19 protein-coding genes are annotated in these 26,429 nt (G+C 40.0%); 18 read left to right on the forward strand and 1 reads right to left on the reverse strand.

The features are described 5' to 3' along the window. Positions 1 to 20: 20 nt before the first annotated feature. Positions 21 to 1,391 carry an efflux RND transporter periplasmic adaptor subunit gene (locus VGE44_RS11015; RefSeq protein ID WP_331078930.1) on the forward strand — a complete coding sequence of 457 codons (1,371 nt, stop codon included), beginning with the start codon at positions 21 to 23 and terminating at the stop codon, positions 1,389 to 1,391. Positions 1,392 to 1,461: 70 nt separating this feature from the next. After that, positions 1,462 to 2,469 (forward strand): NAD(P)H-dependent glycerol-3-phosphate dehydrogenase, encoded by a 1,008-nt coding sequence (locus VGE44_RS11020; RefSeq protein ID WP_331078932.1) that lies wholly within the window; start codon positions 1,462 to 1,464, stop codon positions 2,467 to 2,469. Positions 2,470 to 2,610: 141 nt separating this feature from the next. On the opposite strand, the gene VGE44_RS11025 is transcribed toward VGE44_RS11020, so the two are convergent. Continuing rightward, positions 2,611 to 4,479 carry a DEAD/DEAH box helicase gene (locus VGE44_RS11025; RefSeq protein WP_331078934.1) on the reverse strand — a complete coding sequence of 623 codons (1,869 nt, stop codon included), beginning with the start codon at positions 4,477 to 4,479 and terminating at the stop codon, positions 2,611 to 2,613. Positions 4,480 to 4,832: 353 nt separating this feature from the next. Here VGE44_RS11025 and VGE44_RS11030 point away from each other — a divergent pair, with 353 nt between their 5' ends. From VGE44_RS11030 to VGE44_RS11105, 16 genes are all read left to right on the forward strand, one after another. Continuing rightward, positions 4,833 to 6,494 (forward strand): aminotransferase class V-fold PLP-dependent enzyme, encoded by a 1,662-nt coding sequence (locus tag VGE44_RS11030; RefSeq protein WP_331078936.1) that lies wholly within the window; start codon positions 4,833 to 4,835, stop codon positions 6,492 to 6,494. A 43-nt stretch (positions 6,495 to 6,537) separates the two neighbouring features. Further along, on the forward strand, positions 6,538 to 7,005 hold the full coding sequence (locus VGE44_RS11035; protein WP_331078938.1) for a RidA family protein: 468 nt from the start codon (positions 6,538 to 6,540) through the stop codon (positions 7,003 to 7,005). Between the two features lie 139 nt (positions 7,006 to 7,144). Beyond that, positions 7,145 to 7,720, forward strand: coding sequence for an RNA polymerase sigma-70 factor (locus tag VGE44_RS11040; RefSeq protein ID WP_331078940.1), 576 nt, complete (start codon positions 7,145 to 7,147; stop codon positions 7,718 to 7,720). A 115-nt stretch (positions 7,721 to 7,835) separates the two neighbouring features. After that, positions 7,836 to 8,852, forward strand: a complete 1,017-nt coding sequence (locus VGE44_RS11045) for a FecR family protein (RefSeq protein WP_331078942.1) — start codon at positions 7,836 to 7,838, stop codon at positions 8,850 to 8,852. 204 nt (positions 8,853 to 9,056) lie between these two features. After that, positions 9,057 to 12,542 (forward strand): SusC/RagA family TonB-linked outer membrane protein, encoded by a 3,486-nt coding sequence (locus tag VGE44_RS11050; RefSeq protein WP_331078944.1) that lies wholly within the window; start codon positions 9,057 to 9,059, stop codon positions 12,540 to 12,542. A gap of 18 nt (positions 12,543 to 12,560) precedes the next feature. Then, positions 12,561 to 14,108 carry a SusD/RagB family nutrient-binding outer membrane lipoprotein gene (locus VGE44_RS11055; protein WP_331078946.1) on the forward strand — a complete coding sequence of 516 codons (1,548 nt, stop codon included), beginning with the start codon at positions 12,561 to 12,563 and terminating at the stop codon, positions 14,106 to 14,108. A gap of 71 nt (positions 14,109 to 14,179) precedes the next feature. After that, a complete protein-coding gene (locus VGE44_RS11060) occupies positions 14,180 to 15,214 on the forward strand; it encodes a PIG-L deacetylase family protein (protein ID WP_331078948.1) in 1,035 nt (344 codons plus the stop codon). Positions 15,215 to 15,223: 9 nt separating this feature from the next. Continuing rightward, entirely contained in the window at positions 15,224 to 16,465 is a 1,242-nt protein-coding gene (locus VGE44_RS11065; RefSeq protein WP_331078950.1) for an amidohydrolase/deacetylase family metallohydrolase, read from the forward strand. Between the two features lie 31 nt (positions 16,466 to 16,496). Then, complete coding sequence (locus tag VGE44_RS11070; protein WP_331078952.1) at positions 16,497 to 17,774, forward strand: amidohydrolase/deacetylase family metallohydrolase; 1,278 nt, start codon at positions 16,497 to 16,499, stop codon at positions 17,772 to 17,774. A gap of 37 nt (positions 17,775 to 17,811) precedes the next feature. Next, the gene (locus tag VGE44_RS11075; RefSeq protein WP_331078954.1) at positions 17,812 to 19,464 is read left to right on the forward strand and encodes a hypothetical protein; all 1,653 of its coding nucleotides are present in this window, start codon (positions 17,812 to 17,814) and stop codon (positions 19,462 to 19,464) included. A gap of 144 nt (positions 19,465 to 19,608) precedes the next feature. Then, positions 19,609 to 20,070, forward strand: coding sequence for a RidA family protein (locus VGE44_RS11080; protein ID WP_331078956.1), 462 nt, complete (start codon positions 19,609 to 19,611; stop codon positions 20,068 to 20,070). 355 nt (positions 20,071 to 20,425) lie between these two features. After that, positions 20,426 to 21,700 carry an amidohydrolase/deacetylase family metallohydrolase gene (locus VGE44_RS11085; RefSeq protein ID WP_331078958.1) on the forward strand — a complete coding sequence of 425 codons (1,275 nt, stop codon included), beginning with the start codon at positions 20,426 to 20,428 and terminating at the stop codon, positions 21,698 to 21,700. A gap of 54 nt (positions 21,701 to 21,754) precedes the next feature. Beyond that, positions 21,755 to 23,419: an aminotransferase class V-fold PLP-dependent enzyme gene (locus VGE44_RS11090; RefSeq protein ID WP_331078960.1), complete on the forward strand. Its 1,665-nt coding sequence runs from the start codon at positions 21,755 to 21,757 to the stop codon at positions 23,417 to 23,419. 139 nt (positions 23,420 to 23,558) lie between these two features. After that, the gene (locus VGE44_RS11095; protein ID WP_331078962.1) at positions 23,559 to 24,116 is read left to right on the forward strand and encodes an RNA polymerase sigma-70 factor; all 558 of its coding nucleotides are present in this window, start codon (positions 23,559 to 23,561) and stop codon (positions 24,114 to 24,116) included. Positions 24,117 to 24,213: 97 nt separating this feature from the next. Then, complete coding sequence (locus VGE44_RS11100) at positions 24,214 to 25,392, forward strand: FecR family protein (RefSeq protein ID WP_331078964.1); 1,179 nt, start codon at positions 24,214 to 24,216, stop codon at positions 25,390 to 25,392. 115 nt (positions 25,393 to 25,507) lie between these two features. Further along, positions 25,508 to 26,429, forward strand: a 922-nt coding sequence (locus VGE44_RS11105; RefSeq protein ID WP_331078966.1) for an STN domain-containing protein, incomplete at its 3' end; no start/stop codon positions are given.

The following is a 26,429-nucleotide window of genomic DNA, read 5'->3' on the forward strand; positions in this document are numbered from 1 at the left end:
TTTCCCCTTATATCAAAAAAATGGCAAAGAAAAGTAATACGTTAAAATATGTGCTCATTGGAGCAGGAGTACTCGTGGTTGTGGCAGTTGCGGGTAATAAACTCGGCTGGTTTGGCAAAAGCGACGTTATAAAAGTGGCGGTTGATAAGGTTGAAAAGCGAACTGTCATCGAAACAGTTTCTGCCAGTGGTAAGGTACAGCCGGAGGTTGAGGTAAAGTTAAGTGCTGAAGTATCCGGGGAAGTTGTGGAATTGCATGTTAAGGAAGGTGATGTGGTTAAAAAGGGGCAATTATTGTGTAAGGTTCGTCCTGACGTACTTCAGTCGGGTTATGACCGTGCAGTCGCATCGCTGAACAGTCAGAGGGCCGCACTTGCAAGCACCCAGCAACAGCTTAAGCAATCTGAAGCGAATTTTGCCAATACCGAGGCAAAGTACAAGCGTAACCAGGAACTTTTTTCCAAAAAGGTAATCTCAGCTGCAGAATTTGATGCGGTAAAAGCCGAGTATATGAGTGCAAAGGCGAGTCTTGAATCAGTTCGTCAGAATGTTGTAGGAGCTCGTTTCGGTGTTGATCAGTCAAGTGCTGTTGTAAAAGAAGCAGGAGCAAATCTGGCCAAAACTACAATCTATGCTCCGGTTGACGGGGTAATTTCAAAGCTTTCTGTTGAATTGGGAGATCGTATCCTTGGTACTTCACAGATGGCCGGAACAGAGATTATGAGGATATCCAATCTGAGTTCAATGGAAGTAAGTGTGGATGTTAATGAGAGTGATATTAACCGTGTTTCTATTGGTGACCTTGCTGATATTGAGGTAGATGCTTTCCAGAATCAGAAGTTTAAAGGAGAAGTAACCGAGATTGCCAGTTCATCGAGTGTAGTTGGAACTTCAACTGATCAGGTTACTAATTTTACTGTAAAGGTTCGGATTTTACCGGAATCCTATGCTAAGTTACTTCGTTCTGATAGTGCAAATCCATCTCCATTCCGTCCGGGGCTATCTGCTACGGTAGATATTCAGACCGAACAGTTTAATGGCATTGCTGTTCCGATTCAGTCGGTAACTATTCGTGATGAGAAGAAAGAAGCAAAGGAAGGTGAAAAGGCTGCAAAACCAGCTCCTGCTTCAACTGCGAATGGGAAAGAAAAGGAAAAGAATGCAGAACCGGCCAAAGAGTATGTATTTGTTTATAGTGCCGGAAAGGTTAAGCAGGTACAGGTTACAACCGGGATTCAGGATGATACTTATATTTTAGTAAAAACAGGGTTAAAAGGCTCTGAAGAAGTTGTTTCACTTCCATTTACAGCAATCTCAAAAACACTGAAAGACGGCTCAGTTGTTGAGAAAGTTGATAAAGAAAAGCTTTTTAAAGCCGACGGTAAGGAGTAATTTACCAGAAATACCTAAATTGCCCGCTTAATGTGCTGATATTTATAGCTCATTAAGCGGGATTATTTTTATGGTACAAATTCAGAAAAAGATAGCTGTGGTTGGTGGAGGCAGCTGGGCAACCGCGATTGTAAAGATCCTGTCCGATAATCTGATCGGTAAGGAGATTTATTGGTGGATGAGAAATCAGGAAGCGATCGAACATATCCGTCATTATAACCACAACCCGCATTATCTGAGTTCAGTCGAAATACGGATCCCGGACGAGAACCTGAGTACAAACCTGAAGGAATTAATAGCACCATGCGAATTGATTGTTCTGAATGTACCTGCAGCCTTTTTAAAAGATGCATTGACCGGGATTAGTCCGGAGGATCTGAAAGGCAAAAAGATAATTTCTGCAATAAAAGGCATAGTCCCCGATGAAAACATGATCATCGGAGAGTTCCTTAATAAGCACTATCAGATACCTTTCAGTGACATTATTGTAATCAGCGGACCCTGCCATGCGGAAGAGGTGGCACTGGAGAAATTATCCTATCTGACCATTGCTTCTCAGGATGCGAGCCTGGCAGTTGATTTTGCAGCAATGCTTAATACCCGTTATATTAAAACAAATGTTTCCGATGATATTTATGGTACTGAGTATTCTGCGGTTCTGAAAAATATTTATGCTATTGCCAGCGGTATTTGCCGTGGTATAGGTTATGGGGATAATTTTCAGGCAGTGCTTATTTCGAATGCGATTCGCGAAACTTCCCGTTTTGTGGAGGCCATACATCCAATACAAAGGGATATTAAAGAATCGGCTTACCTGGGAGACCTCCTGGTAACCGCATATTCGCAGTTTAGCCGTAACCGTACTTTTGGTTTTATGGTAGGTAAGGGTTATACGGTAACATCTGCCCAACTGGAGATGAATATGATTGCAGAGGGTTATTACGCCGTTAACTGCCTTCATCAGATCAATAAAGCCTATAAAGTAAATATGCCTATTTGCCGTGCCGTTTACGCAATTCTTTATGAAAGACATTCTCCTCAGATTGAGATGAAATTACTGTCGGAGCAGCTGACGTGATTGATCAAGGAACAAGGATCAAAGATTAAGGCCATTCCAGTCCTTATTCCTTGCGCCTTAATCATTGTTCCAAACAAAAAAAGGAGCAAAAACTCAGGTTTTACCCCAGTCTTTGCTCCTTATACTTTGATCTTTATTCTCTTAGATGCGCCTGCGTCTGTCGCCACCTTCACGGCGGGCACCACCAGCATTGCTTCCGCTACGATCTTCACGGCGTTTGCCAGAAAAATCACGGAAACCACCGCCTCCACTTCCACCTTCGCGTCTGCCGCCACCGCCGCTTCCGCCACGATATCCGCCACCACTTCCACCTTCTCTGCGTCCACCGCCACCTGCGCCACGGTATCCACCACGTTCGCTGCTTCCGCCATCACGGTCGCCAGCTAATTCAATACGGACACTTCTTCCCTGAAAATCAACAGATTTGAAACCTTCAACAACCTGATTAACTGCAGAATCTTCAACTTCAAAGAATGTAAATACACCTTTCAGGTCAATCTTTCCTACACTTTTTCCGCTGATCTTGGTATTGTTGCAAATGAATCCCAGCATATCTCCGCGGGTAAAATCATCAACTGAACCCAGATTCATAAACAATCGGGTGTATCCGGCACTTGTGCCTGATCTCATCGGACGTTCAGAACGCTCTCCTCTTTCCGAACGCTCAAATCCTCTGTCGTCAGAAGAAATATTCAGATCAGGGGCTTTGGAATAATATTCAAGGAAACGGTTAAACTCAAGGGAAGCAAATCGCTTAATGATTTCTTCCTTATCCAGATCTTTAAATTCATCCATAATACGAGGGATGTATTGTTCGATCTGTTCCTGGTTAACTTCTACATTATGAACTTTATGCACAAGGGCAAATAATTGTTTTTCGCAAACGTCAAATCCGGTTGGGATCTCAGCTTTTGTAAACTGCTTACCTATCGTTCTTTCAATATGACGAATTTTTCCAAGTTCTTTGGAATTGATGATCGCGATAGAAATACCTGTTTTACCTGCACGACCGGTACGGCCACTACGGTGGGTATAATTTTCGATTTCATCAGGCAATGAATAATTGATTACGTGAGTAACATCATTCACATCAATTCCTCTGGCTGCAACATCGGTAGCAATCAGTAACTGAAGGCTGCGTTCGCGGTAACGCTTCATTACTTTATCGCGCTGCTGTTGTGACAGGTCACCATGTAAGGCATCGGCATTATAACCATCCTTCATTAATGACTCAGCAATTTCCTGGGTTTCAATTTTTGTACGGCAGAATACGATCCCGAAGATCTCGGGGTTGAAATCAACGATACGCTTAAATGCTGCGTATTTATCTCTTGCCTTTACAATATAATACTCATGTTCGATATTGACATTTCCGGTATTTTTGGTACCCATAGTCAACTCGAAAGGATCAGTCATGTATTTTTTTGCAATGCGACGAACTTCGTTTGGCATGGTTGCAGAGAATAACCAGGTTTTTTTGTCATCAGGAGTAGTCGACAAAATACTGTCTATATCTTCCTGAAAACCCATGTTAAGCATCTCATCTGCTTCGTCGAGTACTACGAATTGTACCTGAGTAAAATCAATTGCTTTACGATTGATGATGTCAAGCATACGGCCCGGAGTGGCCACTACGATCTGAACGCCGCGTTTGATCTGGCGTAACTGATCTGAAATGTTTGCTCCGCCATAAACAGCAACGACTTGAACGTTTTTCATGTTTTTGGCGTAGTTTTTTATATCGTTGGTGATCTGCAGGCAGAGTTCACGTGTAGGACATAAAATTAGCGCTTGTGGATAATTTTCTTCAAAATCCAGTAATTCTAATAAGGGGAGGCCGAAGGCTGCCGTTTTACCGGTTCCTGTTTGAGCTAATCCGACAAAATCGTTGCTGCCTGAAAGTAATACCGGGATAGATTGCTCCTGGATTGGTGTGGGATTTTCGAATCCCAGTTCAGTAATGGCATTAACAATATCATGACGGATACCCAAGGTACTAAATGGGTTCATGATAATTTTTATAGCTGTCAGCTATATTGCTGAAAGCGCCGCAAAGGTAAGGTTTTAATTTGGTATTTTTTTATAAAGCTGAAGATGGGGTTTTATGATCAGCATGACAGGATATGCAGGGTGAAGGAATTTGGGAATCATCGGTTCTTAGCCCCATGAATTAATAAATTCATAATTCCATTTGCATCAATGTTTATTTTGTATTTTCAAATGTTCTTGAATTCCGGCATTTCGGTCTTGATCCTGATTTTGACAACCAGAAAATCTGCATGAAAATAAATTAATTCAAACGTAATTATCTCTTTTGAACAAACTCTCAGCATTTAGAAAAAAAAGTAATAATCAATAATAAGATGAAACGAAGAAACGCAATTAAAGGCTTAGCACTGCTTCCATTCGCAGGAACCGTGCTTAGAAATCAATCTGCACAGGCAAACACTCAAATTGCCGGCAGTAATGCTATTATAGAAACATTGCCATCAGATTCAGCTGCATCTGCTTTCATGGCCGAGACAAATATTTTTCGTTCCCTCGGTGTAGAACCCGTCATCAACTGTATGGGTACTTTTACGATCATTGGAGGTTCATTAGAGCGTCCTGCTGTTCGGGCAGCCATGGAGGCCGCTGCACATAATTTCGTGCAGTATGATGAACTGGCTGACGGGATTGGCCAGAGACTGGCCGATCTTACAGGTGCTGAATGGGGTATGGTATCGGCGGGATGCGCTGCCGGACTTAAACATATCACAGCTGCCTGCGTTACAGGCGGGAATCCTGAGAAGCTAATCCGCATTCCTGATCTGACTGGTTTTGATAAGAATGAAGTCATTATACCTGATTTTTCAAGAAATGCCTATGATCATGCCATACGAAACATTGGGGTTAAAATTGTGAGTGTGAAAACACCGGATGAACTTCGGAAGGCAATTAATCCACGTACTGCAATGATCTATATCCGCTCGACCGATACAGATACATTTACGGGACAGCCATTATCCCTTGAAGTGATTTCACAGATAGCTAAACCACACCAGGTGCCGGTATTGGTTGATGCGGCTGCTGAGAATCTTACTTTGCCACCGGTCCATTTGAAAAGAGGTGCCACAATTGTTGCCTACAGTGGCGGGAAGGCAATTTGCGGACCCCAGTGTGCCGGTTTAATGCTGGGTGATAAGTCTATTTTAATGTCTGCATGGCAGGCAAGTTCTCCGCACCATGGTCCGGGCCGCGATAATAAAGTTGGCAGGGAAGAGATGATCGGGATGATGGCGGCAGTAGAAGATTGGGTGAAGCGTGACCATGACGCCGACTGGAAAAAGTGGCTTGGATGGCTGGATACTATTTCAAAAAGATTAAGTCCGATTGCGGGTTTGAAACTGGAGGTGATTGAACGTACCTTATTGGATAATAAAACGCCGGTCTTAAAAGTCAGTTGGGATCCTCAAAAACTTCATATCAGCGGATTTGAACTGGCTGAAGAATTGGGAAGAAATAAACCCAGAATTGCGGTATGGGCTGAAGACGATAGCAGCGGTGAGAGTTTTTTCAATATCACTACCGGACAAATGCAGGCCGGCGAAGAAAAGATTGTAGCAGAAAGAGTATTTGCAATTTTCTCGAAGAAGCGTAGTCATAAACCTGAAAGTATGATGGCACCGGTAGCTAACCTTAGCGGACGATGGGACTTAAGCATTCAGTTTTTCAGCAGTGTCAGTCAGCATTCATTAAATATATTACAGGATGGCAGTTGGTTGAGTGGAACACATCAGACTGATTTCCAATCAGGAAGCATGAGTGGGACAATTGAGGGAAATCGGGTCATGATGCAAAGCGCAATGAGAATTGTGGGTGATGATCTTTCCTATCAGTTTTCAGGAATTGTAAATGGAGATACCATGTCGGGTGATATCCATCTCGGTGAGTACCGTACAGCCAAATTCACAGCCAAACGAAATGTGCAGAAAGCACCAAGAAGAAAAGTGAATATTCCTGCTGGTCCGCCTTTGGCAACCTAAGTAGTTCGTAATCCCATTCATAATTTAAAAACAATGACCCAACATGAAATCAACACGTAGATCAGTTATAACCAGCCTTCTTTCAACCATTGCCGGAATGGCCGGATTTAGCCTGGTAGCCCGATCCCAGACTCCACAAAACAACGATGCCCCGTTTTTGAGTACGGGAGCATCCCCCGATGTTACCTTGTATCCCGGATCTATAAGATATGGAAATCTGGTCTTTGTATCCGGGACCGGCGCTGATGCGGAATCTGTTTTTGAAATTAAAGCCGATACCGATTTTGTATTGAAAAAAATGGAGAAGAGATTGCTTGCTGCAGGTTCCTCAATGGAAAAGGTGTTGAAAGTCACCGTATTTTTAAGTGATATGGCTGATTTTGAAGGGATGAATGAAGTTTACAGAGGAAGATTTGGTTCAAAAGCACCTGTTCGTTCAACTGTTGCGGTTGCTAAAGGTGGAATTCCGGGTCGTTCGATCATTGAGATTGATTGTATAGGATATGTATAGCTGTGAATAGGACTCTTAGCAAGTGCATTAATTTAGTAGATGCCTAAACCAGTATTTGTGATGTACAAATATTTATAGTTTGTATTTAAAATGTAAAATTTTATATTGGAGTTAAATATTCAACTTACTGGGTACTTTGATGAAAATTTTACAAAACGAGTCAGAAATTTTGCGCCTTGTTTCCGAGGGTAGTGAACTGGCTTTTCGTAAAATCTATAACCATTATAACAGCAGGCTATATAACTACGCTTTCAGAATATCAGATGATGAAGAGCTTTCAGAGGAGATTGTAATGGATGCATTTCTGAAGGTTTGGTGTAATCGTCAGAATCTTATTGAGGTAAATCACTTTGATTCATATTTATATACATTAGTTAGAAACAGGGCATTCAATGCGATCAAGCGAAGAGCCCACGAAGCTGATATAATAAGTAAACTCAGCCTAATTAACTCTGAGTATCACGATACCACAGAAGAAACTGTGATCTATAATGAATATCAGCATATCTTAAGTCAGGCTGTTGACCAATTACCTCCTCAGCAGCGAATTGTTTTTAGCATGAGCCGGGATGAAGGTATGAAGTACGAGGAGATAGCTAATCACCTAAAACTTTCCAAAAATACTGTTAAAGCTCATTTGAAAAAGGCTTTAAGTACCCTCCGGCTGGTTATTTCTAATTATTTGTTTCTAATTATTTGTATTTTCTTTTCTTAGTTCTGAACGGAAGACTTTCAAGCTATTTTTTTTTTGAACTAACCCTCTTTTGTTTCTTGTCTGTCTTATATATGTGGATAGAGGAAATTTACACCTTTATTTAAATTTTTAGATTATGTCAATTCACAGGTTCAGATACCTTTTTCAACAGTATATCAAAAAAATAGCTTCATCTGATGAAATTGAGGAATTTCTTATAATGATGAAGCGTGAAGATTATGATGATGAAGTGAAGATACTATTGGAGGAATTCTGGAATCAGGTAGCTTCAGACGCTCCAATTCCTGAAGAAAAAGCTGAGCGAATCTTTAATTCAATAATGGCTTCCTCAATAGAAAAAGAGCCCTTAAGCATATTCAATAGCAAGACCTTTTGGTATAGGTCTGTTGCTGCTATTTTCATAGTTGGTCTGTCTGCAATGTTTTATCTTATGAGATCAGGAATCCCTGAATCTCAACAAGCAAAGTTGGTTTTTGAGAAATCTAAAACAACTAATAAGCTTGTACGGCGCTTTATTAACCTTCCGGATGGTAGTTCAGTGATTCTGAATGAGAACAGTCGGCTTGAAATTTCAGATTCTTTTGGGACTAATAGTAAAAGGCAAGTCTATTTGTCTGGTGAGGCATATTTTGATATTGCTTATGATCATAGCAGGCCGTTCATAGTTTATACTGGTAAAATAAAGACAACAGTTCTGGGTACTGCTTTTAATATTAAATCAAGTCCTGGTGATAAAAAAGTAATAATCACAGTAACCAGAGGTAAAGTAAAGGTTGGGGATAATCAAAAGACCTATAATGTGATCGTTCCTGATGAGCAGGTTGTTTTCGATGAATCAATCAATAGGCCCATTAAAAAACCGGTTAAGGCAGAGAAGTTTATAGAATGGACCAATGGAGATATTTATTTTGATGATGTAAGTATTAGGGACGTGGCAAAACAACTGCAGGAACGTTTTCAAGTTTCGATTATATTTTCAAATGAGCAGATAAAATCATGCAAGTTCAGTGCTACATTTTTAAAGAGTCAGAGTTTAAAGCAGATTCTCAATATTATTGGAGAGTTCAATCAGATAAAATATCAGTTTAAGGATGATAAGACTATTATAATGAGTGGGTTAGGATGTAAGTGATAATGACTAATTAAAATTTGGAATTTATAAAAAGAAGGAAATGTATACAAAAATACCACCCTAAAATTAGAACCCTCTAAACTTCTTCACGGCAATGAAGAGGTCCAGAGGGCTCAATGCCCAAATCGTTTAACGAAGGGGCAGTTTTAAATTAAATTTCATCCCTGTAAATGGATATTAATGAACTTAAAACCTTGTAAAAATATGAAATATTTTACAAAAAGTGCAGGTGGGGCTACCCGTGCCGATTTTACTGCAAAACAATCTAATAATAAGAATCTAATAAAACAGATTATGCGTATTGGCTTCCTATATACAGCCTTAATGGTTACCTCTTTACAGCTGTTATTAGCCTTTCCTGTCAAAAGTCAAAAGATTAGCGCAGTTGAAGTCAAACTAGAACTAAGAAACGAGACTTTACTAGCCGCATTCAAAAAAATTGAACAGCAAACGCCATTTCGTTTTGTATATAGAAAGGGCGAATTGATTACACTTCCGTCAAAAAATATCATGGCATCTACATATACTGTAGAACAAGCCTTGAATATATTGTTGGAAGGCACTGATCTTTTTTATAAACAGGTAGACAATAATGTATTAATTCAGTCTGGTATGAATCTTGGATCAGCTTCTATATCTGGAGCTGTTAAACAAGTATTGGCTGACATTACTATTCGGGGGCAGGTAACAGACGCAAATGGAGAAACCCTACCCGGGGTTAGTATTAAACTAAAAGGTACGACTATCGGAGCAACCACAGATATGGATGGCCGTTTCACAATAAATGTGCCTGACAGGAATAGTGTCTTGACGTTTACCTATATAGGTTACATCTCTCAGGAACTTGTCGTGGGCGACAGAATAACCTTGAATATTAAGCTTGAGGCGGCCAATACAGCACTTACAGAGGTAGTTGTTACCGCATTAGGTATATCGAGAGAGAAAAAGGCTTTAGCATATTCAGTATCCGAAGTAAAGGGAGATGAATTAACTCAGGCTCGAGAAACTAATGTTGCCAATGCACTTAGTGGAAAGGTTGCCGGGGTGAATGTGAGTGGTAATGCAACAGGGCCCGGAGGGTCAAGCAGGGTTATCATCAGAGGAAATGGGTCATTAGCAGGGAATAATCAACCGCTTTATGTAGTAAATGGTATGCCTATGGACAATTCCATTCCAGGAGGGGGAACCCAATCAACCGGAGGTGGTATAAATGTTGACCGGGGTGATGGAATTGCCGGTATTAATCCGGATGATATTGAATCTATAAGTGTATTGAAGGGTGGTCCTGCAGCAGCTTTGTATGGTTCGAGAGCATCTAATGGTGTAATTCTTATAACTACGAAAAAGGGTGTAGCTACAAGGGGTATTGGAGTGGAGTTAAATTCAACCTCTACTTTTGAAACTATATCCGTTTATCCGGATTGGCAATATGAATATGGACAGGGAATTGATGGGGTTAAACCTGCTACAGCAAATGCAGCAAGAAGTTCGGGGCGTTTATCATTTGGTGCGAAGATGGATGGTCAGCCATCGATTCAGTTAGATGGGCAGATGCGTCCATATTCTCCGGTTTTTGTGAAAGATAATTTTAATAATTTCTATAGAATGGGCTCCACCTATTCGAATACTGTAGCATTTACCGGAGGGAATTCAGATCTCAATTTCCGGTTTTCAGTAGCAAATGTTGATGCTAATGCCATCATGCAAAAGTCTTCTATAAATAGAAAAATTGCCAATCTAAATGTTAACGCTGCTCTTGGCAAGAAGATTACAGTTGAAGCAATCGGTCAATATAATCTGGAAAAGGGTGTCAACAGACCTAAAGTAGGTTATGCAGATCATAATGCTTCCTGGGCAACTTATCTTGTCGCAAATACGATGGATATCAGAACCCTGGCTCCCGGTTATGATGCTGACTTTAATGAAACGCTATGGAATGCTTCCAGTGCTGCCACAAACCCATATTTTGTAATAAACAGATATAGAAATGGGGATGATAAAAATCGTTTTTTAGGTCAGTTCAGCGTGAAGTATGATATTCTAAAGAATTTGTTTGTCAAAACGAGTGTTAGTAAAGACTTCTATAAATTCAATGCAGAGAATATAATACCAACAGGCACTGCAGCAGCACCTAAAGGTGAATTCGAAAATATTCAGGCAAGTGTTTCTGAAACAAATTCGATGCTCAGCCTAAACTATAATACCAAGTTTTTCAAGGATTTTAGTTTTATGGCCATGGTTGGAGGAAATCAGCAGCAAAGTGTTTATGACCAGACCAATATAAGGGGTACAGAGTTTACTATTCCCTTCTTTTATAGTTATACCAATGTTGCAGCTTTGAATACTTCGCCACTTTATGAGCAATCAAAGATTAACTCAGTTTTTGGTTCTGCCGATCTGGACTATAAAAGAGTTGCATTTCTTACAGTATCTGCAAGACAAGACTGGTTCTCCACTTTGAGCCCTCAGAATAATACAATCCTATATCCTTCCATTGGAGGTAGTTTGATCTTATCTGAAGCCTTAAAAATGCCATCATTCATCAATTTCATGAAATTAAGATCATCCTGGGCACAGGTAGGAGGAGCAACCCCGAGTCCCTATATTCTTAATCAAACATTTAACATGATACAGGGTGGACATAACGGAAGACCTGTACAGGGATTCTCTTCAAGATTAGTGACCAACCCCGATTTAAGGCCTCTGACCTCTACTACTTACGAAGCAGGTTTAGATGTTCAACTTTTGAATAACAGACTTGGACTTGATTTTACAGTCTACAATAGAAAAACTACCGATGATATCGTAAGAACAACTATCCCTAATACCAGTGGTTACACAGAGGCACTTCTCAATGTTGGAGAAGTTAGTAATAAGGGGATAGAATTTTTGATTAGCGGTAAACCAATTAAGAGCAAAAATTTTAGTTGGGACGTGAGTTATAATTTTGCCTATAACCGCAGTGAAATTGTGAAACTTGCTGAAGGACTAACTGAGGTAACTGTTGGTACAGGTGTTGCAGGTGGCGTAATCCAAAATCGTGTTGGAAAACCTTTTGGAATGGTTAGAGGATTTCTGCATTTGAAAAATGCCAGTGGTCAAACAGTATTCAATACCGTGAGTAATCTTCAAGTTGTGAGTCCTCTGACTGATCTTGGAGTAGGAGTACCGCCCTACACTATGGGATTAACAAATAACTTTGGATACAAAAACCTGTCCTTAAGCGTTCTCCTGGATGGAAAATTCGGGAATACAATTTGGTCAAATACAAATTGGTATGCATCGCGGTTCGGATTACCTAAATCAACTCTTCCTGGTCGCGAGAGTGGACTTCCTTTGAATGGAGTCACTACGTCAGGTGCACCATATTCTTATACAGTACCTGTTGCTCAGATTGATAATTATTATAATTCTCAGCAGAGTTATACCGGTCTGTTTGCATATGACGGAAGCTTTGTCAAATTGCGTCAGGTAATTCTGGGGTACAGGCTTCCAGTTTCAAAAATAGGTGCATTGAAATTTCAATCTGCCACCATATCAGCAGTGGGAAGAAATTTATTTATTTTATATAGCAAAACCGAAAATTTCGATCCTGAATCAAGTAATACCAGTGACAATGCTCAGGGTTTGGAGGCCTTTGGTCTGCCAAGGACAAGAAGTATTGGTTTGAATCTACAGGTAAAGTTTTAATCATTTAATCTTATGGATATGAAAAATCATTTTTTCAGAAATACGGCAATTGTTTTAATAATGCTATTTGGAATTTCCTGTGATAAGGGTTTTGAGGAGCTAAACGTGAATCCAAATGCGGCTACTAGTGTAGTTCCTGAGTTTTTATTAACAAAGGCTCAATTGTCCTCAGCCAGATATGACTATTTTATGCTCGGCGGTGCAATGCAGCACATGGCTAACTATAACATTGGTCAGGCACAAGGCGACAAATATGTAGGTAACCTGGGTTGGCAATCAAATCTATTTGAGAATTTTTACATTAACGAAGGGCTTGAAATTGAGGAAGTTATTCGTTCGGTTTCTGGCAATGGAGACTTAGTCAATAAACTTGCGGTTGCCCGGATATGGCGTGCTTTCGTTTATCATCGTATAACTGATATGTATGGAGATATTCCCTATAAGGAAGCTGGAAAAGGTTCATCGGATAAGATTTATAAGCCTAAATATGACAAGCAATCTGATATTTATTCAGATATGCTAAAGGAATTGGACGAAGCCGCAAAAAGTTTTAATACAACTAAACCCACATTTGGATCTGCTGATTTGGTTTATTCAGGTAATATTCCAAAATGGCAGAAATTTGCATACTCCCTGATGTTGAGATTAGCGATGCGGTTAAGCAAAATAGATCCTGCAATGTCAGAATCCTGGGTAAAAAAGGCAATTGCCGGCGGAGTTATAATCAATGACAGTGATATGGCCACAATTCAATACGTTGAAGGAGGTCAGATCTCAAATCGTAATCCAATTGCACAAGGCTTAATGGAAGCTGATTATAATACACCTCAGGCAGTAGATAACAGGCTAGGTGGAAAATTGTCAAAGACACTGATTGATCATTTGAAGAATACGAAAGATCCTCGACTTAATGCTCTGGCAGTTGTATGGGTTCGGGCTTCTCCTACAACAGCATTTGTGGCAGATACTGCTACTGCTTTGCAATCGGGAATGCAAAATGGGGTTTGGGATGCTGCACCCGCAAATTTTGGGACTTATTCAGAGCCTAATCCTAATACATTACTGCGCTACAATGCACCTATGTTCATGTTTACTGCATCTGAGAGTAATTTACTCCTAGCTGAAGCAGCTATCAGAGGATGGTATTCCGGAAGTGCTGAAGATTCATTTAACAGAGGTGTAAGATCGGGAATACAACAATGGGGATTATATGGTCCAGCAGGTGTGATCGCAAATAACAGGATAGATGCTTATTTAAAATTGAATGCCTTTAAGGCTGCTGGTACATTTAATGAAAAGCTGGAGCAGATATCCACCCAAAAATGGGTAGGTCTTTGCTTTATTGATGAATATGAGGTGTTCTCAACCTGGCGTCGTACCGGATATCCGGCTTTGATTCCAACGAATTATCCAGGTAACCTCTCAGGTGGGACAATTCCAAGACGCATGGTCATCGGTCCAAATGAGCAAAATTCAAACAGTGAAAATTTTATAGCTGCAATGACACGTCAGGGTGGAGCTAACTATAATATTTTAACAAACCGGGTTTGGTGGGACGTTAAATAGGGCGAAAAATAAATTAGAAATCAATATTATTTTGTCGAAATTGTTTAATGCAATACAATAAAAATAAGCTAATGAAAAGAAGAAATTTCTTAGAGAAAACACTAGCTACAAGTGGCGCTTTACTGGTCCCGGGAGCTACTGTTGCAGCTATTAACAGCAATTCAGTAATAAGCGAAGAGCCAGTTGATAAAAATGACAATGAAACGGTTTTTGACGAGGTGATAATCGAGAGACCACTTAGTGGCAAACCGCACCAGGGTAAGGTTTTGGCAGTAATTCAGCCGCATTGTGATGATATTCCAATTTTTGCAGGAGGTACAGTAGCTAAATTAATTGATGAAGGTTATACCGGATACCTGATCAGAACCACCAATGATGATGCCGCCGGAAGCGGAAAAAATTATGGAGAAGTAGTAGCGAATAATGAAGCTGATACTGAGGCGGTTGCAAGAGTCCTGGGTTTAAAGAAAACCTATCACCTGAATTACCGGAATCATAATATGGATGAGAACAACATTCAGGAAATCAAAGCCAGAATGATCTTCTTAATCAGAATGCTGAAGATCGATACAGTGATTTGTTATGACCCCTGGGCACCCTATGAAAATAATCCGGATCATTATATAACTGGTCGTGCAGTCGAAGCTGCTATTACTCCTGCAGCCAGTCATCTCGATTATCCTGAGCAGTTGGATCTTGTAAAGCCACATAGTGTTGCTGAAAGATATTTCTTTACCAGAAGAGGTCCGCAATATGTCAATAGAATTGTAGATATCTCAAAATATATTGATAAAAAGGTTGAATCAAACATGGTAAATGTCACTCAGGGTCCGGCCGGAAATAACGGATCAATACTCAGGAAAAAGCTGGCTGCACAGGGTAAGAGCCTGCCTATTCTTGGGGATGACGACAGGACTGCTGATTTTAATTATATCAAGCATTTCGTGCTGGATATCGAATCTCCCAGATTGAGATTTGCTCCTTCTGATAAAAAAATCGGTGAAAAGTATGGTCTTGAATGGGCTGAACGATTCCATTACATAGGCCCTCTTCATTCAAATCAGGATGATTATATAACTAAAAATGCTGTTCCGCTTAAAAAATGATTTCAGACAATGTTTAAACTAAAACATCTTTCGGTTCTGGCCTTGCTTCTATGCACTTTTTCATTATCTGCTCAGCAAAGCAGTAAAGTCTATGGTATAATTATCAAGGGCGCTCATGTAATTGATCCCAAAAATAATATTGATGAAGTGCTGGATGTTGCCCTCAATGATGGCAGGGTAGCATTAATTGCAAAAAATATTAATGCTGATCAGGCCACTCAGGTTGTAGATGCTGCAGGAATGTATGTAGCACCGGGCTTAATTGATATTCATTCGCGCCTGGGCTATACTCTTCCCGATGGCTATACTTTCCGCGTTGGGGTTACAACCATTGTTGATGCAGGAGATTCTGATTATGAATCCTTTGCCAATTTCAAAAAGCAGATTATTGAAAAATCAACTACCCGTGTTCTGTCTTTTCTGAATATTAAAGGGGGTGATTATAAGGGTGGTGCAAACGAAAAGGGTACAGGTGATAAAATAGCATCCGAATCTGCAAAGCTTGCAATGGCTAATAAAGAGATCGTTGGTTTTAAAGTTGATTTCGTCGGCCCCGACTGGTCGCCGGTCGACCGGGGAGTTGAGGCCGGAAATATTGCCAAAATGCCAATCATGCTGGATGGTGGTCGTAATCATCCATACCCATCCCTTAAAGACTTATTTACAAAACACATGAGGCCAGGTGATATCTATACGCATACCTACACAATTATTGAAGATATCAATGCCAGGGATATGATTGTTGATCAACAAACTGCTTTGATTAAACCATCTTTCCCCGAAGCACAAAAGCGGGGTATAATTTTCGATGTTGGTCATGGTTCTGCATTCAGGTATTCAAATGCAATCCCCGCTATGAAGGCCGGGTTTTTCCCAAACACAATCAGCACAGATCTTTCAGCAGGAAGTACAAACGCATTCATGAAGGATATGATGAATGTAATGTCTAAATTCCTGACTATGGGAATGAGTTTGAAAGAGGTTATAAAAGCAAGCACATGGAGTCCGGCAAAGGCAATTAAACGGGAAGAACTTGGCCACCTCTCTCCAGGAGCAACTGCTGATCTGGTTGTATTCAGCCTGAGAGAAGGAAAGTTTGGTTTTTATGAAACCGCTGGTTATAAAATGACTGGAAATAAAAAAATTGAATGCGAAATGACCATCAAGGGAGGCAGGATTGTCTATGATTTGAATGGAATTGCAACTCCTTTGAATAATTTCTTTCGTGAAGGAAATCAATTCCGATGGTAAAACATTTTAATAAAATTTAACATAAACACATATGAACTTTAAAAGGATTTTTGCGATAGCTCTACTTCTTCTTATTATTTTACCTTGTTATTATAATTCTGCATTTGCACAGGAAATTGATATCCTGTTAAAGGGCGGTCAATTAATTGATCCCAAAAATAATATTGATGCAAAAATGGATGTTGGCATTAGCAATGGGAAGATTTCCCAGGTAGCTGCTGATATTCCTGGAGCCAGGGCAAAAAAGGTCGTGGATGTGAGAGGCATGGTTATCTCTCCCGGACTTATTGATATTCACGTTCATGTTTTTGCGGGAACAAATAAGAAGCAGCAATATATGGACGGGCCGAATTCCCTGCCTCCAGATGGTTTTACATTCAGGGCGGGGGTTACTACTGTTGTTGATGCTGGCAGTTCAGGATGGAAATCTTTTCCCTTATTCAAGAAGAATATCATCGACCAGTCTAAGACCAGGGTTCTTGCATTTTTGAATATAGTTGGCGATGGAATGGGTGAACACCAGCAGGACAGGAATGATATGGATCCTAAAATGGCTGCCACCTTTGCTAAATATTACAAAAACGATATTGTCGGTTTTAAAGTAGCGCATTTCGGCGGACCTCAATCAATTCCTGTGGATAGTGCAGTTGCTGCTGGAAATCTTGCAAATATGCCGGTTATGGTAGATTGGAGAGGTTTGCCACCAGAAAACTCTCTCGAGGAACTGTTTATGAAACATCTTCGTCCGGGTGATATTTTAACACATAATTTCCATGCCGGAAAAGGTGCAGGAGCTACAGCAGCAATGTATAAAGAAGCAATTGTTGATCCTAATGGTAAGGTTAGACCATATGTTTTTCGTGCACAGCAACGTGGAATTGTGATGGATGTTGGCCATGGCGGTAATGGTTTTGTATTCAGTCAGGCCATACCTGCACTTAAGCAGGGATTTATCCCGAACTCGATTAGTTCAGATTTGCATATTGGAAATATGAATGCCGGCATGAAGGACATGTCAAATATTATGTCAAAGTTCTTAAACATGGGAATTTCTCTTAAGGATGTGATCAAACTATCCACCTGGAATCCCGCTATGTACATTAAAAGAACAGAGCTTGGTCATTTAAGTGTTGGTTCGGAAGCTGATATTGCAGTTTTTAAGATAAGAAATGGTGATTTTGGATTTATAGACTCTCATGGCTTCACCATCAGAGGAACACAAAAACTAGAAACAGAGTTGACACTCAGAGCAGGTAAAATTGAATGGGATTTAAACGGGATTGCTAATAGGGGATGGGCTAATAAATAAAATTTAATCTAACGATTTAAAACAAAAAAATAAACGAATGAAACGAAGAGAAATAATTAAAGGCTTAACCTTATTGCCTTTTGCCGGAAGTGCTGCTGCTTCGCCATTGAACAACCTTTCTTTCGGTTCAAACGGAATTCAGGAGCATGCTGATCTTTACGGAGTAATTGATGAAGAGCTGGTGAGAAAGGGTGAGAGCCTGCTAAAATCTATTGGTGTTGAGCCTTTTGTAAATTGCAAAGGCACCAACACAATTATGGGAGGTGCAGTAGTTCGCCCCGAGGTAAAATTAGCGATGGAGTCGGTAACTACGTTAAATGTCCAGATGGATGAGCTGGCTTTTGGAATAGGTAAGAGATTAGGAGAACTAACCGGTGCCCAGTGGGGAATTGTAACCGCGGGCTGTGCTGCCGGGATCAAGATGGTTACTGCAGCCTGTCTGACAGGTGGTGACCCGGAAAAATTACTTAGAATTCCTGATCTGACCGGATTTGCAAAATCTGAAGTGATCATTCCCCTGTCTTCTCGTAATGTATATGACCATGCAGTCAGGAATGCCGGCGTAAGGGTAATCAATGTTGAAAGTCTTGATGAATTAAAAAGAAGTATTAATTCCCGGACTGCAATGATTTATATGACACCCTCTGAAGGTGAATTTACAATCTCAAATGTTTCAAAAATTGCGAAACCTTTAAATGTTCCGGTATTTGTTGATGCAGCAGCACATATTCTTACCATTCCTGATGTTCATTTGGCTCAGGGTGCTGATGTGGTGGGTTATAGTGGTGGAAAAGGAATCAAAGCACCAAGTTGTTCGGGATTAATTTTAGGCAGGAAAGATCTCCTGATGTCTGCCCACCAGGTAAATTCTCCGCATCATGGTTTTGGACGTGATAATAAGGTTGGACGTGAAGAACATATAGGGATGCTGGCCGCTGTGGAAGCATGGGTTACGCTCGATCATGTAAAAGAAATGAATACCTGGGTTTCATGGCTTGAAACCATTGGAAATGAGGTCTCAGCTATCAACGGAGTTAAAACAACAATCACCAGGCCTGATCCGGAACTGATTCACCACGTTACTCCATACCTGCACATCAGATGGAATCCGGAACAACTTCATGTTACTGGTGAGGAGGTTGCCGAAGAACTTGGTACAATTGCTCCAAGAATTGCAGTTCAGGTTGGCAGGGATGAAGCGGGACTCACTGGAATTACTCTTGTTGGTTACATGATGATTCCGGGGAATGATAAAGTGGCAGCAAATCGTATTCATGAGGTACTTTCAAGAAAAAGACAGCCAAAAGCTATCCCCGAAATGAAAAACCCGGTGATGAATATGGTTGGACTTTGGGACATGGAAGTTGAATATTTCAGCAGTAAAGTTACCCAGCATTTATTTATAGATAGTCAGGAGGGTAACTGGATTACCGGGGTGTTTAAGACAGACCTGTCAAGTCGTCCTTTTACAGGAAGTATTGATGGTAACGAGGTAAAAATTCTATGTAATTATAGTATTCCGGGAGATAGAATACTCACTACCATGCAGGGCAATATCAATGCAGGGGTTTTGACCGGGGAAATGGATTTTCATGAGTTTAATACTGCAAAATTTAGTGCAAAAAGACATAAATCAAACCTGAATAAAAAACCGATAGAATATCCAAAGCATCGTCCACAGTCGAGTTAATACTTGATAGCCAGTCTGTTTTGATTTTTGATTGCTAAAGAATCTGCCGGAAAGCTTTAAATTAATTTTTCATCCTTTTATAGAAAATTCCTATTGCAAGGGAGTAAGTTAAAATAGATTTATAAACCATTCAAAACTAAAAAAATGAAAACAGAAAGAAGATCAGTATTAAAGAAATTATTTGCCTCTATTGTAGGTGTTACAGGATTTGGTATAGCCGCAAATGCTGCTATCCCATCACCTGAAAAGGAGGTTGGAAGCATAACTGAGTTTCAGGATGTACCCTTATTTTCAAGTTATACAAAGCATGGTAACATGGTTTATGTTTCCGGAAAAGGAGCACACACAGCCCCATTTGAGATCAAAAATCATACAGAGATTGTATTAAAACGAATTGAGGATGAGCTTATTAAAGCGGGTTCTTCTATGGAGAAGGTTTTAAAAGTAAATGTTTATTTAAATGATTTTGCAGATTACCAGGGCATGAATGAAGTATATAAAGGCCGTTTCGGAAGTAAGCCTCCCGCTCGTACTACAGTTGCTGTTGCAAAAGGCGGTATTCCGGGAGACACAATAGTTGAAATAGATGCAATTGCTTATATCTAATTCATTTATTAGGGCATAATTAGGGGGCAATGCTCAATGATTATGCCCTGATTTTATTTTGTTAAAAAGTTCATTTGTTTTTATATAGGGTGCTTTAGTATAAGATTTAACTATGTTATTTTAATAAACAATCAATTTTATCTATGTGATTTTTTAGATTTATATGCTGATGGTTTATTAGTTGATTGTAATTAAATTTCATGACTTAACATTATTGTTTAAATGCTTAGCCTGGAATGTTTCAGCAGGCCGAACCCTTTAAGCGATATTTGAATTGTAACTTACCTGATTCATTACATTTCTAGCTAAAGATTGAATTATAAAATAATTACCTTAATAATCTTAAAATCAATCTATGAATTCAAAATTAGTTCGCATTTCCATCCCCTTTCTGACAGGAATTTTACTGAGCATTAGTACTGTATTGCATGCCCAGACTTATGATATTTTACTAAAGGGCGGCCATCTGGTCGATCCGAAGAACAAGATCAATGAGAAAATGGATCTTGCCATTAATCAGGGCAAAGTAGTTCGTGTTGCTGCGGATATTGCTGCTTCTTCTGCTAAAAAAGTAATAGATGTTAAGGGCTTATATGTTACTCCCGGGTTGATTGACATCCACGTTCATGTTTTTGCCGGAACCAATAAGGAGCAGCATTATATGGATGGTCCGAACTCGCTTCCTCCTGATGGATTTACTTTAAGGGCAGGTGTTACTACAGTTGTAGATGCAGGAAGTTCGGGATGGAGGTCATTCCCCCTGTTCAAAAAGAATATTATAGATCAGTCTAAAACGCGGGTTCTTGCTTTTTTAAATATAGTGGGCGATGGGATGGGTGCCAACGAACAGGATTCAACAGACATGAGTCCGGTGATGGCTGCCCGTTTTGCTGAATACTATAAAGACGATATTGTAGGTTTCAAGGTAGCTCATTACAATGGACTGCAGTCAATTCCGGTTGATAGTGCGGTTATGGCCGGAAAGCTTTCAAAAAGACCTGTAATGATCGATTGGAGAGGGATGCCTCCATCAAACTCTTTTGAGAAACTTTTGATGAAACACCTGAGGCCTGGGGATATTTTAACCCATATGTACCATGCAGGAACCCGTTCGCCTACAGCACCATTCTACAAGGAAGCGCTGGTTGATCAAAATGGAAAGGTCAAACAATATATTTTTAATGCGCAAAACAGAGGCGTGATATTTGATGTTGGCCACGGTGGTAACGGTTTCGTATTCTCTCAGGCGATGCCTTCCCTTAAACAGGGACTGTATCCGAATTCAATCAGTTCCGATCTTCATATTGGAAATATGAATGCAGGTATGAAAGATATGAATAACATCATGTCAAAATTCCTCAATATGGGGATGTCTCTAAACGATGTTATTTTAAAGTCTACCTGGAATCCTGCACAGTATATTCAAAGACCTGAACTGGGACATTTAAGCATTGGAGTGGAAGCCGACATTGCGGTTTTAAATCTTAGAAATGGGGATTTTGGATTTATTGATTCACATGGTTTTGTTTTGAAAGGCAGTCAAAAACTGGAAACAGAGCTTACCATCCGGGCAGGAAAAATTGTATGGGATTTAAATGGACGCGGAGCCACAAAAATAGAATCAAAATAGATTTATTGTAAATGCTGATTAGTCAGGAAAATATTTAGACAAAATTCTTAATTTATGAAACGCAGAGATATAATTAAGGGTCTGACCCTGCTCCCTTTTGCAGCAAATGCATCAGTATTGGACACTGAAGCATCTCAGAGTAAAAATGGATTTGCTTTTTTATCCGGAGTTTCGAAAACTCCGGATGCTGAACTTGCCGAAAGAGGACACAAAATTCTAAAGTCTATTGGGGTTGAACCTTTTATCAATTGCAAAGGTACGAATACGATCATGGGTGGTTCGGTAGCCAGACCGGAAGTTCGACTGGCAATGGAGGCTGTTTCAACCCTCAATGTGCAGATGGATGAGTTGGTAGAGGGAGTAGGTAAGCGCCTTGCAGAGTTGACGGGTGCAGAGTGGGGACTCGTAACTTCTGGTGCAGCGGCCGGAATAAAGCTCTGTACTTTTGCCTGCTTATCCGGCGGTAATCCAGAGAAGCTAGTCCGCATGCCCGATTTAAGGGGATTCGAAAAAACAGAAGTGATTATTCCAAAAGCTTCGCGTACGGTTTATGATCAGGCAATCAGAAGTACAGGGGCTACAATTATTACAGTTGATAATGAAGAAGATCTCCGGAAAAAGATTGGTCCGAAGACAGCCATGATTTATATAGATGCTGAAAAGGAATCATTTTTACCGCTTGAGATCATTTCAAAAATCGCTAAACCATTAAATGTTCCTGTTTTTGTGGATGCTGCGGCACACATACTTACATTTCCCAATGCACATTTGTCGAGAGGTGCTGATGTTGTCGCTTTTAGCGGGGGAAAGGGCCTTAAGGCTCCTGGTAGTTGCGGTCTCCTTTTGGGAAGAAAAGACCTCTTGATGTCTACCTGGCAGGCTGCAGCCCCGCATCATGGTCCTGGTCGCGATAACAAAGTGGCCCGTGAAGAGCATATCGGCATGCTTGCAGCAGTGGAAACCTGGGTAGAGATGGATCATAAAAAGGAGATGCAAACCTGGGTAAGCTGGCTTGAAAATATTGGGAAGCAGGCTGCAACAGTGAAGGGGGTTAGTTATCGTATCAGAATGCCCGACCCTAAATTGATTCACCATGTAACTCCTTATTTATTTATAACCTGGAATCCTGATGAACTTCATGTAACAGGTCAGGAGGTTTCTGAAGAATTGGGAAATACCTTTCCACGGGTTGGGGTTGCCATTTATCGGGATGAGCCTGGTTTGACAGGAATCAGTTTGGTAGGATACATGATGGTTCCCGGAGATGATAAGACCGCCGCCTCCCGGATAAAGGAGGTTATTGCAAGGAAAAGAAGTCCGAAACCCGCTGTGCCAATGAAGGCTCCATCCGTAAATATGCTGGGACGATGGGATATGGAAGTCCAGTTTTATAACAGTCTTGACAAGCAACATTTATTTATTGATCAGCAGGATGGGAATTATTTTTCAGGAGTGCACATATCTGATTTTTCGGAGCGCGAAATAAATGGGACAATTGAAGGAAATGAGATTAAAATGCAAAGTACCTGGGTTATTCCCGGTGACAGGATTCAAACCACATTTAAAGGTATAGTTAGTGCTGAAATAGTTTCAGGAGATATTGATATGCATGAATTTCTCTCGGCAAAATTCAATGCCAAAAGAACTAAATCTGAAATTGTCAGAAAACCTGTTGTTTATCCAAAAGGAAGACCGCAAGGGGGTAATTTTTTGATTTAGCCTGTTTTTTGAAGCCTAATTGCCAGGATTCACGATGTTTTTACATAAAAAATGATGATTTTTATTAAAATCGTCATTTTTTTTTGGAGCATTATGTAATTGAATATTCCTATATTGGTCTTATATAATTGAAGGTATCTTGAACTATAAGTCCTTATCTGATAAAGAATTACTCGAGTATTTAAAAGAAGGTAGCCAGGGAGCATTTACAGAAATCTATAATAGATACTGGAAACAGATGCTCGCAATAGCCTATACTTTTAGTAAGGATAAATCTGTATCACAGGATATTGTTCAGGAAATATTTGCCAAATTATGGGCCAGACAATCCGAACTGAATATTGAATACCTCAATACCTATCTTGGTTCCGCTGTCAGGTTTTCGGTTTTTAAGCTAATTTATAAACAGAAAAGAAGACTTGAAATAGAATCTCAGAATGTTGCGGATGAATTGTCCACTCTCACTGAGGAGCAAATTGATACCCGGTTTATTCAGGAGTATATTAATAAAGTGGTTGAAGACCTGCCTGAGAACTGCAGAATGGTATTTAACTACAGTCGTAATTATGGCCTATCTACTACTGAAATCTCAATGGAGCTTGGTGTTTCCAAGAAAACTGTAGAAGGCTATCTCACAAAAGGCTTGAAGATCATTCGTCTGAATCTCAAGAATGCAATGAATTTGTTCCTGTTTTAAGTTCATGTAAATTTTCTGTTAAATCTTTTTTCATTTTTTGCAAGGGTACTTGTCGACTTATGGCACTATATAGTATATGAGCCTAAATCGGTGATCTATGCAACAAGAAGAAGTCCAAAAATTAGTTGAAAAGTATCTTCATAACACTGCTTCAGCCGATGAAACTGAAAAGTTGTTTCAGTGGTATCGAACTGAAATGAAAGCGGATTCGGAATGGAATTTTGACCCACAGGAGGATGAAGAAAATCTGAAATCATTTATTTTTTCAAAAATTGATCTACCTGACCTGGCAGAAAGGCAAATACCGGTCTATCGCAGATATTATTTCCTGACAGCAGCTGCCACTGTTCTCCTTTTTATGGTAAGTGGCTTGTATTTCTATTTTAAGAAGGATCAGATTCAAACCGCTCCCGTTTCTGTAAAAGTAGCTGTAAAGCAAAAAGTAAAAGATATTCAGCCAGGTGGAATTAAAGCAATTCTTACGCTTTCTGATGGGAAGAAGATTGTCCTGGATGATTCGCAAAACGGGGTTGTGATTAATCAGGGAGGAATTAAGATTCACAAGAATTCGAAAGGTATTATTGAATATACACTTTCTGAGTCTGCAAATGAGCAAACTGTAAGCGAGAGAAGAGAAATTCAAACAGTTTATAACACCATTCAAACACCTGTTGGTGGAAAGTTTCAATTAAATCTGGCTGATGGGAGTAAAGTATGGCTGAATTCGGCCTCTTCCCTGCGTTTTCCGGTGTTCTTTTCCGGAAACTCACGTGAAGTTGAGTTAAAAGGAGAGGCCTATTTTGAGGTTTCGAAACATGATGATAAAAAATTCTCTGTTCGGTCCGGAAATCAGACTGTTGAAGTGCTTGGTACTCATTTTAATATCAATGCATACTCTGATGAACCATCAATTACCACTACCCTGATTGAGGGAGCTGTCCGGGTAATAGAATTAAACTCAAAGAAATCTCAAATACTCAAACCAGGCGAACAATCAAAAGTTAACTGGGATATCAAAATACAAAAAAAGGATACTCAGGCTGAAGTAGCCTGGAAAGATGGATACTTCTATTTTGAAAATGCGAGTATAGAAACAGTCATGCGCCAGTTAGGCAGGTGGTATGGTATAACTGCCAGATATGAGGCGGCATTGCCCGAGCATCATTTTGAAGGTGCTATAGCCACAAATCTGACACTTTTAGAAGTGTTGGAAATACTTCAGAAAAGTAATATTCACTTTAGACTTGAAGGGAAGGAGGTTGTTGTTATGCCTTAAACTGAAATGTAGAAGGCAGAAAAAAACCAGAAGTGTTGACGCACTCCTGGCTAAAGTCTGGCCTTCGAATAAAAAATATTGAGATAGATTATTGATCACCAAACCAAGCAAATTTATGAATTTATTTACTAAAACAGATGGCTATCTAAGTCGTGTCACCACTTTAGACTTAAAGCCGACAAACACTGGCGGTATTACGCATAGTAAGAGCCAGTTGATTTCATTTAATTCAATTCTCCTTGTCATGAAGCTGACATTCATTTTTCTTTTAGCCTTGATCTTAAATGTTCGCGCAGAGGGGTACTCTCAAAAAGTTACTTACAGTGGCGAAAATGTTCCGATTGAAAAGGTGTTTTCAACAATTAAGAAGCAAACGGGTTATGGATTTTTCTTTCAGAAGGAACTTATCAGTTTAGCAAAGCCAGTAACCATTAATGCTGTTAATGAGGATCTTTCTGATGTTTTGATTGCCTTATTTAAAGACCAGCCTTTAGAGTTCAGTATTAAGAATAAAACAATACTGGTATTGAAAAAGACAGTGTCAGTTATGATTCCGGAAAGTAATCTGATTGATATTTCAAACTTGTTGGAAGAGAAGGATATTGTTGTAAAAGGGCAGATTACTGATGCTCAGGGTGAAACTTTACCAGGGGTGAGTATCAAACTAAAGGGTACTACTGTTGGTGCAACTACAGATGTTGACGGTCGGTTTACCATTAATGTGCCCGATAATAATAGTGTACTAGTCTTTACCTATATCGGTTATCAGACTCAGGAAGTTACAGTAGGTAACAGAACTAACTTAAATGTTAAACTTGTGGCAGCCAATACAGCACTTACTGAAGTAGTAGTAACCGCATTGGGTATTTCAAGAGAGAAAAAGGCGCTTGCTTATGCAGTAACTGAAGTAAAAGGGGAAGAATTTACCCAGGCAAGAGAGAACAACGTGGCAAACGCATTCAGCGGTAAGATTGCTGGTGTAAACGTAACCGGTATGTCATCTGGTCCGGGTGGTTCCAGTCGCGTTATTATCAGGG

This window comes from Daejeonella sp. (assembly GCF_036405355.1).
GTDB lineage: Bacteria > Bacteroidota > Bacteroidia > Sphingobacteriales > Sphingobacteriaceae > Daejeonella.

Bases quoted from the DNA above. Each gene is read 5' to 3' on its own strand.
- VGE44_RS11075 (WP_331078954.1), top strand. From the start codon at position 17,812: ATGAAACGAAGAGAAATAATTAAAGGCTTAACCTTATTGCCTTTTGCC.
- VGE44_RS11080 (WP_331078956.1), top strand. From the start codon at position 19,609: ATGAAAACAGAAAGAAGATCAGTATTAAAGAAATTATTTGCCTCTATT.
- VGE44_RS11055 (WP_331078946.1), top strand. From the start codon at position 12,561: ATGAAAAATCATTTTTTCAGAAATACGGCAATTGTTTTAATAATGCTA.
- VGE44_RS11045 (WP_331078942.1), top strand. From the start codon at position 7,836: ATGTCAATTCACAGGTTCAGATACCTTTTTCAACAGTATATCAAAAAA.
- VGE44_RS11035 (WP_331078938.1), top strand. From the start codon at position 6,538: ATGAAATCAACACGTAGATCAGTTATAACCAGCCTTCTTTCAACCATT.
- VGE44_RS11025 (WP_331078934.1), bottom strand. From the start codon at position 4,479: ATGAACCCATTTAGTACCTTGGGTATCCGTCATGATATTGTTAATGCC.
- VGE44_RS11060 (WP_331078948.1), top strand. From the start codon at position 14,180: ATGAAAAGAAGAAATTTCTTAGAGAAAACACTAGCTACAAGTGGCGCT.
- VGE44_RS11100 (WP_331078964.1), top strand. From the start codon at position 24,214: ATGCAACAAGAAGAAGTCCAAAAATTAGTTGAAAAGTATCTTCATAAC.
- VGE44_RS11070 (WP_331078952.1), top strand. From the start codon at position 16,497: ATGAACTTTAAAAGGATTTTTGCGATAGCTCTACTTCTTCTTATTATT.
- VGE44_RS11040 (WP_331078940.1), top strand. From the start codon at position 7,145: ATGAAAATTTTACAAAACGAGTCAGAAATTTTGCGCCTTGTTTCCGAG.
- VGE44_RS11090 (WP_331078960.1), top strand. From the start codon at position 21,755: ATGAAACGCAGAGATATAATTAAGGGTCTGACCCTGCTCCCTTTTGCA.
- VGE44_RS11050 (WP_331078944.1), top strand. From the start codon at position 9,057: ATGAAATATTTTACAAAAAGTGCAGGTGGGGCTACCCGTGCCGATTTT.
- VGE44_RS11085 (WP_331078958.1), top strand. From the start codon at position 20,426: ATGAATTCAAAATTAGTTCGCATTTCCATCCCCTTTCTGACAGGAATT.
- VGE44_RS11065 (WP_331078950.1), top strand. From the start codon at position 15,224: ATGTTTAAACTAAAACATCTTTCGGTTCTGGCCTTGCTTCTATGCACT.
- VGE44_RS11020 (WP_331078932.1), top strand. From the start codon at position 1,462: ATGGTACAAATTCAGAAAAAGATAGCTGTGGTTGGTGGAGGCAGCTGG.
- VGE44_RS11015 (WP_331078930.1), top strand. From the start codon at position 21: ATGGCAAAGAAAAGTAATACGTTAAAATATGTGCTCATTGGAGCAGGA.
- VGE44_RS11030 (WP_331078936.1), top strand. From the start codon at position 4,833: ATGAAACGAAGAAACGCAATTAAAGGCTTAGCACTGCTTCCATTCGCA.